We start from the raw sequence: 17673 nt of genomic DNA, 5'->3' as shown, positions 1-17673 counted from the left end.
AACGGTATTGTGTCTGGAGCCAGGGCGGCCGCTACGACCGCCCGGAATCAGTGCTGCGAGGCTCTTAGAACCTGTTTACGATCTGCTGCGCGTCGGCGATACAGCGTTGAAAACACCTTCGAAATGCTCATGTACCCCTTGTACATTCCGCTTTCTCAGCCGTTTTCGCCTTGTCTCGCCCTTGCTCGCGAGATCGTAAACACGTTCTTATTGAGCTGAAGTCAGTTCGGCGATGGCCGCTTCAAAACGCGCCAAGCCTTCGTCGATGTCCTGATCCTCGATCACCAGCGACGGCGCCAGGCGCACCACGCTCAGGCCGGCCACCAGCAACATCAGCCCCTGCTTTTCAGCGGCTTTCAGAAACTCCTTGGCGCGGCCGGCGAAAGCGTCGGTCAGCACGCAGCCCAACAGCAGGCCCATGCCGCGCACGGTCTTGAACACCTGGTATTTGGCGTTGATCGCGTTCAGGCCGTCGACGAAGCGCTGGTGCTTGGCGCGCACGCCGTCCAGCACCGCCGGTTCCTTGACCAGTTCCAGCACCTTGTGCGCCACCGCGCAAGCCAGCGGGTTGCCGCCGTAGGTGGAGCCGTGGGTGCCGATGCCGAAGCTCTTGGCCACTTTCTCGGTGGTCAGCATCGCGCCGATCGGGAAACCGCCGCCAATGCCCTTGGCGGAGCTGAGGATGTCCGGGGTCACGCCGTATTCCTGGTAGGCGAACAGCGAGCCGGTGCGGCCCACGCCGCTTTGCACTTCGTCGAACACCAAGAGCGCATTGTGCTGATCGCACAACTGGCGCGCGGCTTCCAGGAAGGCCTTGTCGGCCGGCATCACGCCGCCCTCGCCCTGGATGGGTTCGATCACCACCGCACAGGTCTGGTCGGAGATGGCCGCCTTCAGCGATTCGATATCGTTGTATTCGAAGTGGGCGATGCCGCCCGGCACCGGGCCGAAGCCTTCGGTGTACTTGGGCTGGCCGCCGACGCTGACGGTGAACAAGGTGCGGCCGTGGAAGGAGTTCTTGCAGGCCAGGATCTGGTTCTTTTCCGGGCCGAAGTGATCGGAACCGTATTTGCGCGCCAGCTTGAAGGCGGCTTCATTGGCTTCCGCGCCGGAGTTGCAGAAGAACACGCGCTCGGCGAAGGTGGTCTCGGTCAGCAGCTTGCCCAGCTTCAAAGCCGGCTCGTTGGTGAACACATTGGACACGTGCCACAGCTTGGAAGCTTGCTCGGTCAAAGCCGCCACCAGCTGCGGGTGGCAATGGCCCAGCGAGTTGACGGCGATGCCGCCGGCGAAATCGATGAATTCGCGGCCGCTCTGGTCCCATACGCGGGAGCCCAGGCCCTTGACCGGGATGAAGCCGGCCGGGCCATAATTGGGGACCATGACTTGGTCGAAATCGGCGCGCGTTACAGTATTGCTCATCTTGATGGTTCCCTTCCTGCTCTATCGTTGTTTCTTATCCGTCTCATGAAACCCTGAGCCGGTCGTGATGCCGGCTTTATCGACGATTTCATGAAGTTTCAATGATTCTAAGGTAAGCCCGTCGCAAATCCATATCCGGTTTGCGACACCGCCGTATACATTCCTTGATACAGCGCAATAAATTTTGTCCGACAACATCCATTACAGAGGGCAACTGTGTCCAGTCCTGCTGTAAACGCCGCCCTCCGGCCCGCTGCGGGATGAGCAAGATAGATCAACATTATTGCCTTAATCAACGCCTAAGCGCCTATTCGCAATGAAAAACGCCCAGGCCAGCGGCCCGGGCATCCTTGCCTTGCCCGCATCGGCGCTCAGTCGCCGCCGCGCGCCTCCTGTCGACTAAAGCGTGCGCCGTCGCCGCTGACGCCGCGCCAATAAGGCGCTTCCGCGCCCTGGCCCGGCCGATACGGCGTCCAGTTGCGCCCGTCCGGCGAGAACTGCAACGCCTGGCCGGGGAATTCCGTCAACACCCCGGCCGCCCCGCTCGCCAGGCCCGGCGGCGCGATGCGCAGGCCAACGCCGGCGCCTTCCAGTTTGGCCGCCTCGCGCCAGCCCAGCACCGCGGCGAACTGCTGCCAGTCCCGGTTCAAGGCCGCGCGGTCCACCAAATGGCTGACGCCTAGCTGATAACGCTCGCCCTGGCGATAAGGCCGCTCCCAGCCGGCGCGGTGCCAGGCGCGCTCGGCCAGCGCCAGCAAGCGCGGATAGGCCATGTATTCAAACTGGGCGTCGCTGCGCATCACCTCGCTCCAGGCCTGGCCCTGAATGCCGGCGAAGCGCGCCGGCGCGGCCTCGCTGGGCACTTCGAAAGCCTTGCCCTGGCGATCCGTCATCACCTCGGCGTTCTGCGGCAGATTGTCCGGCGCGAAGCTGAACACCTTGTAGCTGTCGGTAGCACGAGAGGCCCAGTAATAGCCGCGCTCCTTGGGGTTAAGCTCATAGGGGAAATCGAAGTACAAATAATCCGGCATCGCCAGCACGGTCTGGAAACCCTTGTTGGCGAACTCGTGCGCTTCCTTGGCCGCGCCCCAGAACAAGGTGTCCCACTCGGTCACCATCACCTTGGCCGTGGCGAAGTCCTTGGGCGATTTGGCTCCCTTCAAACCATCCTGCCAGGCGCCCATCGTGACGATGCCGCGCCGCGCCAGGATGCGGCTGACGTCTTCGGCAAACTGCAAGGGCAGGTCGGCGACAGTTTTCCCCGGCTGCCCCGCCAACAAGGCGCGGCAGGCCGGCGAGCGCGCCCAGGGCTTGTCCTGTTCCGCCAGCTTGATCTTGCCCTTGCCAGGATCCTTGCCGGACAGGTCCTGGAAGCCGCCGCCCAACAGGATATTCTTGGCCTCGTCGCCGCCGAAATGCCAAGCGGCGAGCGGCGCGCCGGCCTCGCGGTGCATGGCGGCCACTTCCGACACCACTTTATCAACAAAGCGCGGCACGCCGGGCACGCAGGGATTGACATAGGTGTGGCGGTCGTAGAACTGCACCGACAAGGTGTTGGAACGGTCTTGCGGATCGATCAGCCGGTAGGCGGAAGCCGCTTCCGGCTGGCCCAGTTGCTGGAGATGGCGGTAGCGCCGCTCCATCGCCATCACCGCCGCGCGCGCATGCGCCGGCATGTCGATTTCCGGAATCACCTCGATGAAACGCGCCTTGGCGTAACGCAGCAATTCCACATACTGCTCGCGGCTCAAATAGCCGCCGCCGGAGCGATTGTCCGGACCGGAACCCAGTTGCGGCAGCAGGCAGCTATCCTCGTTCAGATCGTGGCAGCGGCGCGCGCCGACCTCGGTCAATTCCGGCAGGCCGTTGATCTGCAAGCGCCAGCCTTCGTCGTCGGACAGATGCAGATGCAGCTTGTTGAGTTTGTAGGCGGCCATCTGCTCGATCAAGCGCTTGAGCGTGGCCGGCTGACGAAAATTGCGCGCCACGTCCACCATGAAACCGCGATGGCCGTAACGCGGCGCGTCTTCCACCGTCAGTGTCGGGATCTCTCCCCCGCCCTGCGGGATCAGGCCCAGCAAGGTCTGCGCGCCGTAAAACAGTCCGGCGGCGTCATGCGCGTCTATGCGCGCGCCGCCATGCTCCACCCGCAGGCGGTAGCCGCCGGCGACGGCGATGTCGGCCGGCAAACCCTTGACCACCGCGCCGCTGACCGGCAGGCCCTGCCCGGCCAGGCCCAGTTGACTGCTGCGCTGCGCCAGCGCTGCGCGCGCGTCCGGGGGCAAGGCCGGCAGCCGCCAGCTCAGGCCGCCTACAGCCGCCTTGCCGCCGTCCGGCTTGACGCGCAGCGCGGCGGGAATCACCCGCGCGGCCACGTCGGCGGCGGCTAGTTGCGGGCCCCGGCGCGCAAACTCTCTATAGCGTTCGGCGGCGTCCATCAAGGGCCGCGCCTCCCCTGCCGGCGACTTCCATTCATCGCCCGGCAAGGGCAGCAAATAGCTGGCGTCGTCATCGTCATTGCGCGCCAGCACCGCCGGCGCCTGACCCTCCGCCACCAGGTAAGGCCGCGGCAGCACGTCGCTGTTGTTCAACATCCAGTACTCGGCCACCAGCGGCAGCTCCAACTTGGCGCCGGCGGCAATGCCGGCGAAGCCGGGCTTGGGGGTCAGCCGGTACAGGTCGCCGGTCAGATGACTCAATTCGAAGTCCGGACTATCCACGCGCAGCAGCCGACGGATGCTGTGTAAATACAAAGTCCAATCCTTGGCCGGCACCGCGGCCGAACCGTGGTTGTGCAGGATCAGCCTCCCTTTCAAACAGCTGCCCCAGTCCGCGCCCAACTCCACGCAGGGCGCGCCCGCGGCCGCCCCCTTATTGCTGTCCACCGCTACGGCCAGAGACAGATCCCGCGCCAGCGCCGCGACATCCGGCTGCGCCCAAGCCAGCGCGCTGGCCGACAACAGGCCCGCCGCCAATAGTTGTTTCGTCCTCATGCTCACCTCTGCGATTTGCGTGGCGCGCCGCGCGGCGGAGCTTATCCGCCCGCCTCCCATTCGTCATCCGCATGCCACCGTGGGCACAGGCTAACTGGTATTAATGTGGTATTCAATGCTCAAGATCAAAATCGCGCTCTCCCGCCGCTGGCTGCTAGCATGATGATGGCGGAATGCAAATATCTGTGAAGCCGGGGAACGCCGGCGTCATGCCGACGGTCTAGCCGCGGTTGCCACCGGATCCGCCGCTACGGGCGGACGGCGCGCCATCACTCAATACCAACAGGAACGCATCATGCGCAAGACTCTATCGCTCGGCCTGCTATTGCTGGCCGCCCTGCCCGCACTGGCCCAGGACGCAACAGACCCGCAAACCTTGTTCAGCCTGCCGCTCACCGCGTTCAAGGCAGCGGACCGCGATGCCTCGCAACGGCTGTACCGTGCCCCGGACGCTCAACTGAACGCTTACAAATCCATCGTGGTGGAGCCGCTCTATTTCATGCGTCACCAGCCGGACGGCGATTGGCAATTGCTGCAGAGCGGCGAGGAAAACCGGATCGCCGCCTATTTTCAGCGACGGATGACCGAGGAATTGCATAAGGTCGGCATCCCGGTCAGCCGCGAGGCGCTGCCGGACAGCGCCCGCCTGCGCGTGGCCGTCACCGGCATGGCCCAGGAACGGCCGGGCGTTGCACCGCTGGACATCCTGCCGATCAAGGCGGTGTTCAATCTGGGCCGTCTGGCCGCCGGCAAGGAGCCTTACCTGACCAAGGTGGCCAGCATGGGGCAACTGGAAGACGCCAATAGCGGCAAACTGCTGGCCGGCAGCGTCAATCTGCGCAAGAGCGACAAGAGCCGCCAGCGCGGCGAACCAGTCAAATTGGAGAGCCTGGAAAACCTGATCGACGACTGGTGCCGCGACAGCGCCAAACTGCTGGCGCGAGGCATGGCGGTCAATCCCGCCCAACCCTGAACGCTGACCATGAAAAATGCCGGCCCCTTTCACGGGTACCGGCGTTTTTATATCCAAGCTCTCTTTAGAAGCTAGTCCTGTAGAACATCACGATTTGCACACGATCTTGGCAAAAGCATCAAAGCCTATATTCTTGCGCTTGGCCAAGCACATTGAACGGCAAGCCTTGTCGAATGCTGCTGGCTTGTAGCTATCATCAAGCTCGGCGATACCGCGTGCGCTCCAGCCGGGAAAATCATCGCGTAGCTTTGCATTACAATCATTGCCGTTTTGACCGGCGTCTACACATGAATCGGCGTACTTATAAACCCACTGGCAGTTCTCCTTGCTAAGTTCCGCTTTGGACTTGACGCGCTTAACCGTCTTCGCCGGCTTTTCACCATCAAAAACCACGGTTTCCTGTCTACCGTTCTCCGGACTGAAAACCACTTTCAAACGTTCGCCTTCAACACGGGCGGTCGCCTCGACACCCATGGAGAAATCCCCCAGCTTGAATTTTTTGCTGGCACCTCCCTTGCTTACCGTCAGCAGATAAAAGCTTTGCTCCACACAGCCGCTGCCACCGCAATGGCTGTTGAACAAGACCACATCCTTGTCCTTGAGCTGAAAGCTTCCTTGCAGATAAATATTATTATCATCCGCGTCATGCAGTAGTTTCTTGCCTAAGTGCAGTTGGCCGGCGCCATCTTCAGAAACCGTGCCATAGCGGGTTTTCACACTTTCGGCGCTACAGACATTGGCTAGCAATAGATTGAACACCAAGGCGCAAAACAATATTTTTCTCATCATCGACCCACTCCTAATATTCAAAAGCGTCTCATTTTGTCATTTTCATTCATAAAATTCCAATCAAAAGACATGTAAGTAAGCGCGACAGGCATAAAGACCCTACATGACGGCAATAAGCAAGCGCTAAAAGCGGACGTAAAAAAACCCCCTGCCTTGGCAGGGGGTGATTTGAGCCGGCGGCCGCTCCGCATTGGAACGGCGCTCAGGCTGGCTTACTGGGTTTTCAGACCGAAGGAATCGGCAGTCGCCTGCGCGGTTTTCGCTTCTTCTTCCAGCAGGGCCTTGATGGACAGGCGGATGCGGCCGCGGTCGTCCATTTCGATGGCCTTGACCTTCACGATCTGGCCTTCTTTCAGATAGTCGGCCACATTCTTGATGCGCTCGTTGGCGATCTGGGAAATGTGGACCAGACCATCCTTGCCCGGCAGGATGGACACGATGGCGCCGACGTTGTTGTCGAGGATCTTGACCACGGTGCCTTCGTACACCTTGCCCACTTCCACTTCAACAGTGATCTCTTCGATGCGCTTCTTGGCAGCTTCCGCGCCTTCGTTGCTGACCGAAGCGATGGTGATGGTGCCGTCTTCCTCGATATTGATCTCGCAGCCGGTGTCCTTGGTGATGGAGCGGATGGTTTCGCCGCCCTTGCCGATCACTTCGCGGATCTTGTCCGGGTTGATCTTCATCACGTACAGACGCGGAGCGTGAGCGGACAGCTCTTGCGGGCCGTCCACGGCTTCCTTCATCAGGCCCAGGATGTGCATGCGGCCTTCTTTGGCCTGATCCAACGCCACCTGCATGATTTCCTTGGTGATGCCCTGGATCTTGATATCCATCTGCAGCGCGGTCACGCCCGCGGCGGTACCGGCGACTTTGAAGTCCATGTCGCCCAGGTGATCTTCATCGCCCAGGATGTCGGTCAGCACCGCGAAGCGGTTGCCTTCCAGGATCAGACCCATGGCGATGCCGGCCACGTGCGCCTTCAGCGGCACGCCGGCGGACAGCAGCGACAGGCAGCCGCCACACACGGAAGCCATCGACGAGGAACCGTTGGATTCTGTGATTTCCGACACCACGCGCATCGAGTAACCAAACTCGGATTCCGGCGGCAGCACGGCAACCAGCGCGCGCTTGGCCAGGCGGCCGTGGCCGATTTCGCGGCGCTTCGGCGGGCCCATGCGGCCGGCTTCGCCGGTGGAGTACGGCGGGAAGTTGTAGTGCAGCATGAAGCGCTCGGTGTATTCGCCGGCCAGCGCGTCGATGATCTGCTCGTCCTGCTTGGTGCCCAGCGTGGTCACCACCATGGCTTGAGTTTCGCCGCGGGTGAACAGCGCGGAACCGTGGGTGCGCGGCAGCACGTTGTTGCGGATGCTGATCGGGCGCACGGTGCGGGTGTCGCGGCCGTCGATGCGCGCTTCGCCGGCCAGGATCTGACCGCGAACGATTTCGGCTTCCAGGCCCTTGAAGATGCCTTTGATCTCATTGGCCTTCAGGGTGTCGGTGTTTTCGTCGATCAGGCCGGCCTTGACCGCGTTCCAGGCATCGTTGATCGCCACGGTGCGCGCTTGCTTCTGACGCAGGCGGAAGGCGTTGGCCAGTTGCTCGCCGGCAATGGAGCGCACTTGGGCGATCAACTCTTCATTGGCCACCGGAGCGGCCCAGTCGAACATCACCGGGTTCACTTCGTCGGCCAATTCGTTGATGGCCTTGATCGCGGCTTGCATCTGCTCGTGGCCAAACACCACGGCGCCCAGCATCACGGCTTCCGACAGCTCCTTGGCTTCGGATTCCACCATCAGCACCGCGCGCTCGGTACCGGCAACCACCAGATCCACTTCGGAGGTGGCCAGCTCGGTGCGGGTCGGGTTCAGGATGTATTCGCCATTGGCGTAGCCCACACGGGCGGCGCCGATCGGGCCGGCGAACGGCAGGCCGGAAATGGCCAGAGCGGCGGAAGCGCCGATCATCGCCGGGATGTCGGAATCCACTTCCGGGTTCAGCGACATCACGGTGGCGACGATTTGCACGTCGTGGAAGAAGCCTTCCGGGAACAGCGGGCGGATCGGACGATCGATCAGGCGGCTGGTCAGCACTTCCTTCTCGGACTGCTTGCCTTCGCGCTTGAAGAAGCCGCCCGGGATCTTGCCGGCGGCGTAGGTGCGCTCCAGATAGTCCACGGTCAGCGGGAAGAAGTCCTGGCCCGGCTTGACGTTCTTGCCGCCAACCACGGATACCAGCACTACGGTGTCTTCAACGGAGACGATGACGGAGCCGGACGCTTGACGCGCGACTTCGCCGGTTTCCACGGTCACGGTGTGACGGCCGTATTGGAAAGACTTAGTGATTTTATTGAACACAGGGTTTCCCTAATCTTTTGTGTGTGACAAATAATCGCAAGCTAAAAAAACAACGGGAACCCCTAAAAATTCCGACCTGTTGCGCCGATCCGAATTTTTAGAGGCTCCCCCCGTTGTTACAGCAGTAATGCTCGCGATCTTGATGCGGCATGAAAAAGTCGCAGCACGCTGCGACTTTTCCAAAACCCAACCTTACTTGCGCAGACCCAGACGGGCGATCAATGCGCGATAGCTATCGGCATCGGTGCGCTTCAGGTAATCCAGCAGACGACGACGACGACTAACCAGCTTCAACAGACCACGACGGCTGTGGTGATCCTTGGTGTTGGCTTTGAAGTGCGGGGTCAGGTCGTTGATGCGAGCGGTCAACAGAGCCACTTGCACTTCGGACGAACCGGTGTCGCCTTCGCTGCGCTGGAAGTCTTTAACGATGTCTGCTTTTTGAGCGGCGGTCATTGCCATTTTGGGGTAACTCCAAATTATCAGTAGGGGTTTTTCAACCCGACAAGTGCAGCGAGCAAGCAAGGCCGAAACCTCGACAACCCATCAACACTCCGGTCGCGGCTCTAAGGCCGCCGGCGTTCAAGACGTCGCCGCCTTGCTCGCCAGGAGCCGGATCGGATGCAGGCGACCATCGTCGCGCGCCTCGCCCAGCCCCAAAAATTCCCGGCTTCCCTCGCGGTAAATCCGGAAACGCTGCATTTTCGCACATTTTTCGGTAAAACGCACGGGCTGCCCATGCATGAATTTACCGGCCTCGTCGGCGGCCAACTCCGCCTCCGGCAGATGGCGCACCAGGATGTCCGCCGGCAGCAGCAAGGACTCGCGTTGCGGCATTTCCAACGCCTCGATGTCGGCCAACTGCAAGGCTTCGTCCAGCGAAAAACCACCGGTGGCGGTACGGCGCAAACCGGTCAAATGCGCGCCGCAACCCAAGGCTTCGCCGATGTCGCAGGCCAGGGTGCGGATATACGTGCCCTTGCTGCACAGCACCTCGATCACCGCGGTGTCGCCGTCCAGGCTGATCAACTCCAGCTTGCGGATGTGCACTCGCCGCGCCTCGCGCTCGATCTCGATGCCGGCGCGAGCGTACTCGTACAAGGGCTTGCCCTGATGCTTGAGCGCCGAATACATCGGCGGCACCTGGGAGATTTCGCCGCGGAAACCCGCCATTGCCGCCAACAAGCCGTCGCGATCGAAAGCCACCGGCCGCTCGGACACCACCTCGCCCTCCACATCGCCCGTAGTGGTGACCACGCCGAACTTCACCGTGGCGCAATACCCCTTGTCCGCGTCCAACAGATAAGAGGAAAACTTGGTGGCCTCGCCCAGGCACACCGGCAACAGGCCGGTGGCCAGCGGATCCAGCACGCCGGTATGGCCGGCCTTGGCGGCGTTCAGCAGCCAGCGCGCCTTTTGCAAGGCGCCGTTGCTGGAGATGTCGTAGGGTTTGTCGATCAGCAGCACGCCGTCTATCGGGCGGCGATTGCTGCGCGGCTTGCTCATTCCTTGCCCTCGGCGCCGTCCTCGCCGGACGGGGCTTCCTGGACGCCGAATTTTTCGGCGTCCTCGCGCGCCACCTGATTGATCAGGCTGGTCATGTGCATGCCGCGCTCCACCGATTCGTCGTAGACGAAATGCAGCTGCGGCGTGGTGAAGATCTTGATGCTGCGGCCCAGTTCGGAGCGCAGATAGCCGGCGGAGCTTTCCAGCGCCTCCTGCGTCGCTTCGCGGGTCTTCTCGTCCATCACGGTGTAGAACACCTTGGCGTGCGAGTAGTCCCGGGTCACTTGCACCAGGGTGATGGTGATCCAACCGGCGCGCGGATCTTTCAAACCCTTGCGGGTCAGTTCCGCCAATTCGCGCTGAATCTGTTCGGCGATGCGGTCGGAACGGGAGAAACCTTTTTTGGCTTTTGCCATATCACTTCCAATCAACTTTGCGCGGCGTCGCCGCCGCTCAAGGCCACGAAACCCACGAAATGGCACGGCCCGAACCGCCATGTCATTTCGTGGTTTTCGCGGCGAAAATTAAAAAAGGCGAGCGCCCGCCGACCTCACGGTCAGACCGGCGCCCGCCCCTGGCGTCTCGCTTACAGAGAGCGCGCCACTTCCACGATTTCGAACGCTTCCAGCTGGTCGCCTTCTTGGATGTCGTTGAAGTTTTTCAGCATCAGACCACATTCGTAGCCCTGCTTCACTTCCTTCACGTCATCCTTGAAGCGCTTCAAGGAATCCAGTTCGCCGGTATGCACCACCACGTGGTTGCGGATCAGACGGATCGAAGCGGTGCGCTTGATCATGCCGTCGGTCACCATGCAACCCGCGATATTGCCCACCTTGGACACCGGGATCACCTGACGGATTTCCACCGTGCCCAGGATCTGCTCTTTCTTCTCCGGAGCCAGCATGCCGGACAAGGCCGCTTTCACTTCGTCTACCGCATCATAGATGATGTTGTAGTAGCGGATGTCCACGCCTTCGCTCTCCGCCAGCTTGCGGGCGGCGGCGTCGGCACGGGTGTTGAAGCCGATCACGATGGCCTTGGAGGCGATCGCCAGGTTGACGTCGGACTCGGAGATGCCGCCCACGCCGGAGTGCAGGATGCCCACGCGCACTTCGTCGGTGGACAGCTTTTGCAAGCTGCCGGCCAGTGCTTCGTACGAACCTTGCATATCGGCCTTGATGATGATGGACAGGGTTTGCACCTCGCCCTCCGCCATCTGCGCGAACATATTCTCCAGCTTGGCCGCCTGCTGCTTGGCCAGGCGCACGTCGCGGAACTTGCCGGCGCGGAACAAGGCGATTTCACGCGCCTTCTTCTCGTCGGTCAGCACCATCGCGTCCTCGCCGGCCTGCGGCACGTCGGACAGACCCAGGATTTCCACCGGAATCGCCGGACCGGCGGATTCGATGGCCTTGCCGTTTTCGTCCATCATGGCGCGAACGCGGCCGAAAGCGGTGCCAGCCAGTATCACGTCGCCCTTCTTCAGGGTGCCGGACTGCACCAGCAGCGTGGCCACCGGGCCGCGGCCCTTGTCGAGGCGAGCCTCGACGATGATGCCCTTGGCCGGCGCTTCCACCGGAGCCTTCAGTTCCAGCACTTCGGCTTGCAGCAGGATGGCTTCCAGCAGCGCGTCGATGTTCAGGCCCATCTTGGCCGAAACTTCGATGAACTGAGTGTCGCCGCCCCAGTCTTCCGGCACCACTTCATGCGATACCAGTTCCTGGCGGATGCGCTCTACGTTGGCGCCCTGCTTGTCGATCTTGTTCACCGCCACCACCATCGGCACCTTGGCCGCTTTGGCATGGTGAATGGCTTCGATGGTTTGCGGCATCACGCCGTCGTCGGCCGCCACCACCAGCACCACGATGTCGGTGGCTTTGGCGCCGCGGGCACGCATCGCGGTAAACGCTTCGTGACCCGGGGTATCCAGGAAGGTGATCATGCCGCGCGGGGTTTCCACGTGGTAGGCGCCAATGTGCTGGGTAATGCCGCCGGCCTCGCCCGCGGCAACCTTGGCGCGGCGGATGTAGTCCAGCAGCGAGGTCTTGCCGTGGTCGACGTGCCCCATTACGGTCACCACCGGGGAACGCGGCAACTCGGCCACTTCCACGGTTTCGCCGCCGCCCAGTTCCAGATAGGCTTCCGGATCGTCGGCCTGAGCCGCCTTCGGCACATGGCCCATTTCTTCCACCACGATCATCGCGGTTTCCTGGTCCAGCACCTGGTTGATGGTCACCATCATGCCCATCTTCATCAGCGCCTTGATCACCTCAACGGCCTTGACGGCCATCTTGTGCGCCAAGTCGGCGACGGAAATGGTTTCCGGCACCAGCACTTCGTGCACGATAGGTTCGGTCGGCGTCTGGAAGGCGTGCTGATTGTTCTGCTTGTGACGGTTCTTGCCGCCGCGGGATTTCCAGTCGCTGCCGGCATCGCCGCCCTTGGTCCTCAGGCCGCGGCCGCCCTTCTTATTGTCATCCCAGCGATCGCCGCCCTTCTTGTTACCGCTGCCACCCTTCTTGGCATCGGGACGGCCAGCCACGGTGGCCGGCACCGCCGGCGCGCCGGGCGCGCCAGCCGTAGCCGGACGCGGACCGCGGTTGTCGCCTGCCGGGCGCGGGCCACGGTTGTCGCCTGCCGGACGCGGGCCACGGTTATCGCCAGCCGGACGCGGGCCGCGGTTGTCGCCTGCCGGACGCGGGCCACGGTTGTCGCCTGCCGGGCGCGGGCCGCGGTTGTCGCCTGCCGGACGACGGTCGTCGCGACGCGGTTCGTCACGGCGCGCCGGCTCTGCGGCGCGTACCGGCTCGGGAGCCGGCGGCGGCGGTGGCGGCTGCAGCGCGGCCTGGCGAGCGGCCTGACGGCGCTCTTCGCGTTCGATCTTCTCGCGCATCAGCGCTTCCTGACGGGCGCGGAACGCGGCTTGACGCTTTTCTTCCGCTTCGCGCGAGGCAATCTCTTCCGGGGTCAGGATGGACGCCACGGTGGGACGCTGCGCCGGCGCGGCCGGCTTGGGAGCGGCCGGCTTGGCGGCTTCCTGGCGCGGCGCTTCCGCCGGCTTGGACTCGGGCTTGGCTTCCGCCGCTTTCGGAGCGGTTTCCGGCTTAGGCTCGGGCTTGGCTTCCGGTTTCGGCTCGGGTTTGGCTTCCGCCACCGGAGCCGGCGCCGGTTCCGGCGCCTTCACCGGCTCGGCCGGGCGGGATTCCGCCGCGGCGGGCTGAGCCGCGGACGCTTCTTCCGGGCGCACCACGAAACGCTTCTTGCGGGTCTCCACCTTGACGGTGCTGCCGTCGGCGGTCTTGATCTCGCTGGTAGACTTGCGCGTCAGGGCGATGCGCGACTCTTCGTCGCGCGCGCCGTGGGAACGCTTCAGATAGTCTAGAAGCTGGGTCTTGTCTTGCGCGGATAGCGCGTCATCCGGCGAGCGCTTGCTCACGCCGGCCGCGCCCAGCTGTTCCAGCAGGCGTTCCGGTGTGAGGTTCAGCTCACTGGCAAATTGTTTTACGTTTGTCAAAACCATGCGTCTTCCCAAATTCTGTAAATTCTTTCCGGACAGGCCTTACTGGTCGAACCAGTGCTCACGCGCCTTCATGATGACAGCGCGGGCGGTCTCGGCCTCCATGCCGGTCATGTCCACCAGATCGTCCACGGCCAGGTCGGCCAGGTCGTCCCGGGTGATCACGCCGCCTTCGGCCAGCTTGCGAACCAGCTCGGCGTCCAGGCCCTCGATATCGCGCAGGCCATCGGAAACGCTTTCCACCTTTTCTTCGGACGCAATAGCCTGTGTTAAAAGAGCGTCACGTGCGCGGCTGCGCAGATCGTTGACCAGCTCCTCATCAAACCCTTCAATCTCCAGCATTTCCGCAATTGGCACATAAGCCACTTCTTCCAAAGCGGCAAAGCCTTCTTGCACCAGTACGGTGGCGACATCCTCGCTCACACCCAGGGCGCTCACGAACAGATCCCGCACGGCGGCGTCTTCCGCCTGGTGCTTCTCTTCAGCCTCGGCAACGGTCATGATGTTGAGGTACCAGCCGGTCAATTCGGCGGCCAGCTTGACGTTCTGGCCGCTACGACCGATAGCCAGCGCCAGCTGTTCCTCTTCCACCACCACGTCCATGCTGTGGTTGTCTTCATCCACCATGATGCGGCTAACCTCGGCCGGCGACAGCGCGTTGATCACGAACTGAGCCGGTTCTGGCGCCCACAACACGATGTCGATGCGCTCGCCGCCCAGCTCCTGGCTGACCGACTGAACGCGCGAACCGCGCATGCCGATGCAGGTGCCCTGCGGGTCGATGCGCGCGTCGTTGGCTTTGACGGCGATCTTGGCGCGCATGCCGGCATCGCGCACGGCGGCCTTGATCTCCAGCAGGCCTTCATCGATTTCCGGCACTTCCAGCTCGAACAGCTTGGTCAGGAAATCCGGAGAGGTCCGCGACAGCACCAGCTGCGGGCCGCGCCCCAAACGATCAATGCGCAACAGGAAGGCCTTGATGCGGTCGCCCACGCGCAGGTTTTCCTTGGGGATCATCTGATCGCGCGGCAGCACCGCTTCCAGCTTGCCGCATTCGACGATGGCGTTGCCGCGCTCGATGCGTTTGATGGTGCCGGTCACCAGGTGCTCGCGGCGCTGCAGGAACTCGTTCAGCAGCTGCTCGCGCTCAGCGTCGCGGATGCGTTGCAGGATCACTTGTTTGGCGGTTTGAGCGCCGATGCGGCCAAACTCCACCGCTTCCATCGGCTCTTCGATGAACGCGCCCACTTCGATGCGCGGATCGCGCTCACGCGCGTCGATTACGCCGATTTCCTTGCTTTCCGATTCCAGCAGCTCGTCTTCCACCACCAACCAGCGGCGGAAAGTCTGGTATTGGCCGCTGTGACGGTCGATTTCGACGCGCACGTCCATCTCGTCATCGGTAAACTTTTTCTTGGTTGCCGAGGCAAGCGCCATCTCAAGGGCGGAGAACACCACATCCTTGCTGACATTCTTTTCGCTCGCCAGGGCATCCACCAGCAACAAAATCTCGCGACTCATTCATTCCTCTCCGATTTTTGTCCTTTTGCGTGGCTTTATGGCCGTCCAGACATCAAAACTCAGGCTCCAGCCTGGCTTTGTCGATATTGGCAAACGGAATCGCCATGATGCGGCCATCCACATCCAGCTTCACAGAGTCTTCTTCGACCCCGGCAAGACGACCGGTAAATTTCTTCTGCTGCTCGATCGGCATGCGCGTCTTGATCTTGGCAAGCTTTCCGGCGAAGCGGACGAAATCAGCCTCTTTCTTCAGCGGACGGTCCAAGCCCGGCGAAGATACTTCGAGTCGCTCGTAGTCGATGTTTTCGACCATGAAAAGGCGGGTGAAGTGATTGCTCACCTGGACGCAATCTTCCACGGTGATACCACCCGGCTTGTCGATAAAAACGCGAAAACCGCCCCCCGGGGTCATTTCGAAATCGACCAACTCATAGCCGAGACCCGGCAGGGTGCTGTCCAGCAGCAAACGAACATCCATTGCTTTTTCCACAAATAAAAAATGGGCGAAACGCCCATCCCTAACCGACGCGATTGTAACCTATTCCATTGAAAAAGAAAACCGGCGAACCACCCGCCCCCAACGGACTCGGGCGGCTGTTTGCACCGGACTTCTTTGCGAGCGGTTCCAGTTACGGTACATTACCGGGCACTCAAACAGTAGTTTGACGTCATGAGCGGCCAAGCCGCCGCGACATAACAATATATAGTCACCAAATAGGTACGACGCCCGCCGGCGCGCGACACGCTGGCGCGACTCTCGTTAACCAGCACGATGGAGAAACCGGGATTTATGGAAAAGGTGTGGCTCAAAAACTACCAGCCGGGCGTAGCTCATGAAATCGACATCAACCAGTTTCAGTCCGTGGTCGAGGTTTTCGACCGCAGCGTAAAGAAATTCCATGACCGCCCCGCTCTGGCCTGCATGGGCAAAGAGCTCAGCTACCGTGAGATGGATCAGCTCTCCGGTCAGTTCGCGTCCTATTTGCAGCATGAGTTGAAACTCCAGAAGGGCGACCGCGTTGCGGTGATGATGCCCAATCTGCTGCAATATCCGGTTGCGGTGTTCGGCACCCTGCGCGCCGGCGGCACCGTGGTCAACGTCAACCCGCTGTACACCCCTCGCGAACTGGAGCACCAGCTAAAGGATTCCGGCGCGGAAACCATCGTGATCCTGGAAAACTTCGCCAATGTGCTGGAGCAAGTGCTGCCGCGCACCCAGGTCAAGAATGTGATCGTGGCCTCCATCGGCGAGATGCTGGGCTTCGCCAAGGGCATGCTGGTCAACTTTGTGGTGCGCAAGGTCAAGAAAATGGTGCCGCCGTGGCAGCTGCCCGGCCATGTCCGCTTCAGCGACGCCCTGTCCCGCGGCGCGCGCGCGCCCTATCGTCCGGTGGAGCTCTGCCACGACGACATCGCCTTCCTGCAATACACCGGCGGCACTACCGGCGTATCCAAGGGCGCAATGCTGCTGCACCGCAATATCGTCGCCAATATGCTGCAGGCCGGCGAATGGGTGAAACCGGTTATCCGTCCGGGACAAGAGATCATCGTCACCGCGCTGCCGCTGTATCACATCTTCTCGCTGACAGCCAACCTTATGGTATTCACCGAGGTGGGCGCGCTCAACATTCTGATCACCAATCCGCGCGACATCCCCGGCTTCATCAAGGAAATGGGCAAGTACCCGGTCACCTGCATGACGGGGGTCAACACCCTGTTCAACGCGCTGCTGAACAATCCCGAGTTCGCCAAGCTGAATTTCTCCACCTGGCGCCTGGCGTTGGGCGGCGGCATGGCGGTGCAAAAAGCGGTGGCGGACAAGTGGAAGCAAGTGACCGGCGTCACCCTGGTGGAAGCTTACGGCCTGACCGAAGCCAGCCCGGCCGTGTGCATGAACCCTCTGGACCTCCCCGCCTACAACGGCACCATCGGCGTGCCGGTGCCCTCCACCGAGATGCAACTGCGCGACGCGAACGGCAATGAAGTGGCCCCTGGCGAACAGGGCGAGCTGTGCATCCGCGGTCCTCAGGTGATGAAAGGCTATTGGAACCGCCCGGACGAAACCGTCAAGGTGTTGAGCCCGGACGGCTTCCTCGCCACCGGCGACATGGCCATGCTGACCGCGGACGGCTTCGTCAAACTGGTGGACCGCAAAAAGGACATGATTCTGGTGTCCGGCTTCAATGTTTACCCCAACGAGATCGAAGACGTCGTGGCCGGCCACGCCGGGGTGCTGGAAGTAGCCTGCATCGGCGTGCCGGACGACAAGTCCGGCGAAGTGGTCAAGGTCTTCGTGGTGCGCAAGGACCGCGCGCTGACGGAAAAGGACATCATCCAGCATTGCCGCGACAATCTCACCGGTTACAAAGTGCCCAAGCTGGTGGAGTTCCGCGACGAATTGCCCAAGACCAATGTCGGCAAGATTCTGCGCCGCGCGCTGCGGGACGAGAGCAGCAGCGCCAAACCCGCCTGACGCATGCCGACACCATGAAATCACCGCCGCCCGTTCTGTTGGGCGGCGTTTTTTTTGGCCGTGGGACGGCTACACTTTAAAAAACCGCTTTATTGATAAACCTTGTCGCTTCCGGGTGCACG

General features: G+C 61.9%; 12 protein-coding genes. 2 read left to right on the top strand and 10 right to left on the bottom strand.

Going from position 1 to position 17673, the window contains the following annotated elements; translation table 11 throughout:
- Positions 1 to 207 precede the first annotated feature (207 nt).
- Both HA052_RS09935 and HA052_RS09930 read right to left on the bottom strand, forming a co-directional pair.
- The gene (locus tag HA052_RS09935; RefSeq protein WP_166451812.1) at positions 208 to 1422 is read right to left on the bottom strand and encodes an aspartate aminotransferase family protein; all 1215 of its coding nucleotides are present in this window, start codon (positions 1420 to 1422) and stop codon (positions 208 to 210) included.
- Positions 1423 to 1793: 371 nt separating this feature from the next.
- The gene (locus tag HA052_RS09930) at positions 1794 to 4415 is read right to left on the bottom strand and encodes a family 20 glycosylhydrolase (protein ID WP_166451811.1); all 2622 of its coding nucleotides are present in this window, start codon (positions 4413 to 4415) and stop codon (positions 1794 to 1796) included.
- Between the two features lie 295 nt (positions 4416 to 4710).
- Between HA052_RS09930 and HA052_RS09925 the strand changes: the two genes are divergently transcribed.
- Positions 4711 to 5388: a DUF3313 domain-containing protein gene (locus HA052_RS09925; protein WP_166451810.1), complete on the top strand. Its 678-nt coding sequence runs from the start codon at positions 4711 to 4713 to the stop codon at positions 5386 to 5388.
- An 87-nt stretch (positions 5389 to 5475) separates the two neighbouring features.
- Here HA052_RS09925 and HA052_RS09920 read toward each other — a convergent pair whose 3' ends face one another.
- From HA052_RS09920 to rimP, 8 genes are all read right to left on the bottom strand, one after another.
- Positions 5476 to 6177 carry a hypothetical protein gene (locus HA052_RS09920; protein ID WP_166451809.1) on the bottom strand — a complete coding sequence of 234 codons (702 nt, stop codon included), beginning with the start codon at positions 6175 to 6177 and terminating at the stop codon, positions 5476 to 5478.
- Between the two features lie 212 nt (positions 6178 to 6389).
- A complete protein-coding gene (pnp, locus tag HA052_RS09915) occupies positions 6390 to 8534 on the bottom strand; it encodes a polyribonucleotide nucleotidyltransferase (protein WP_166451808.1) in 2145 nt (714 codons plus the stop codon).
- Positions 8535 to 8726: 192 nt separating this feature from the next.
- Entirely contained in the window at positions 8727 to 8996 is a 270-nt protein-coding gene (gene rpsO, locus HA052_RS09910) for a 30S ribosomal protein S15 (RefSeq protein ID WP_019104449.1), read from the bottom strand.
- 120 nt (positions 8997 to 9116) lie between these two features.
- A complete protein-coding gene (gene truB / locus HA052_RS09905; RefSeq protein ID WP_166451807.1) occupies positions 9117 to 10040 on the bottom strand; it encodes a tRNA pseudouridine(55) synthase TruB in 924 nt (307 codons plus the stop codon).
- Complete coding sequence (gene rbfA, locus HA052_RS09900; protein WP_081547686.1) at positions 10037 to 10456, bottom strand: 30S ribosome-binding factor RbfA; 420 nt, start codon at positions 10454 to 10456, stop codon at positions 10037 to 10039. The genes truB and rbfA overlap by 4 nt, the downstream gene beginning before the upstream one ends.
- Positions 10457 to 10626: 170 nt before the next feature.
- On the bottom strand, positions 10627 to 13560 hold the full coding sequence (gene infB, locus HA052_RS09895; RefSeq protein WP_166451806.1) for a translation initiation factor IF-2: 2934 nt from the start codon (positions 13558 to 13560) through the stop codon (positions 10627 to 10629).
- Between the two features lie 39 nt (positions 13561 to 13599).
- The gene (gene nusA / locus HA052_RS09890) at positions 13600 to 15078 is read right to left on the bottom strand and encodes a transcription termination factor NusA (protein ID WP_081547690.1); all 1479 of its coding nucleotides are present in this window, start codon (positions 15076 to 15078) and stop codon (positions 13600 to 13602) included.
- Between the two features lie 52 nt (positions 15079 to 15130).
- Positions 15131 to 15556 carry a ribosome maturation factor RimP gene (gene rimP, locus HA052_RS09885; protein ID WP_081547692.1) on the bottom strand — a complete coding sequence of 142 codons (426 nt, stop codon included), beginning with the start codon at positions 15554 to 15556 and terminating at the stop codon, positions 15131 to 15133.
- A gap of 312 nt (positions 15557 to 15868) precedes the next feature.
- Between rimP and HA052_RS09880 the strand changes: the two genes are divergently transcribed.
- The gene (locus tag HA052_RS09880) at positions 15869 to 17551 is read left to right on the top strand and encodes a long-chain-fatty-acid--CoA ligase (protein WP_081547694.1); all 1683 of its coding nucleotides are present in this window, start codon (positions 15869 to 15871) and stop codon (positions 17549 to 17551) included.
- Positions 17552 to 17673 lie beyond the last annotated feature (122 nt).

The sequence above is a fragment of the Chromobacterium fluminis genome (assembly GCF_011602385.1).
Taxonomy (GTDB): Bacteria; Pseudomonadota; Gammaproteobacteria; order Burkholderiales; family Chromobacteriaceae; genus Chromobacterium; species Chromobacterium fluminis.
The sequence above is the reverse complement of the archived record's forward strand: the minus strand, read 5'-3'. Positions and strand labels throughout refer to the sequence as shown.

Coding starts and splice junctions, on each gene's coding strand:
- HA052_RS09935 (WP_166451812.1), bottom strand. CDS start 1,422: ATGAGCAATACTGTAACGCGCGCCGATTTCGACCAAGTCATGGTCCCC.
- HA052_RS09930 (WP_166451811.1), bottom strand. CDS start 4,415: ATGAGGACGAAACAACTATTGGCGGCGGGCCTGTTGTCGGCCAGCGCG.
- HA052_RS09925 (WP_166451810.1), top strand. CDS start 4,711: ATGCGCAAGACTCTATCGCTCGGCCTGCTATTGCTGGCCGCCCTGCCC.
- HA052_RS09920 (WP_166451809.1), bottom strand. CDS start 6,177: ATGATGAGAAAAATATTGTTTTGCGCCTTGGTGTTCAATCTATTGCTA.
- rpsO (WP_019104449.1), bottom strand. CDS start 8,996: ATGGCAATGACCGCCGCTCAAAAAGCAGACATCGTTAAAGACTTCCAG.
- truB (WP_166451807.1), bottom strand. CDS start 10,040: ATGAGCAAGCCGCGCAGCAATCGCCGCCCGATAGACGGCGTGCTGCTG.
- rbfA (WP_081547686.1), bottom strand. CDS start 10,456: ATGGCAAAAGCCAAAAAAGGTTTCTCCCGTTCCGACCGCATCGCCGAA.
- infB (WP_166451806.1), bottom strand. CDS start 13,560: ATGGTTTTGACAAACGTAAAACAATTTGCCAGTGAGCTGAACCTCACA.
- nusA (WP_081547690.1), bottom strand. CDS start 15,078: ATGAGTCGCGAGATTTTGTTGCTGGTGGATGCCCTGGCGAGCGAAAAG.
- rimP (WP_081547692.1), bottom strand. CDS start 15,556: ATGGATGTTCGTTTGCTGCTGGACAGCACCCTGCCGGGTCTCGGCTAT.
- HA052_RS09880 (WP_081547694.1), top strand. CDS start 15,869: ATGGAAAAGGTGTGGCTCAAAAACTACCAGCCGGGCGTAGCTCATGAA.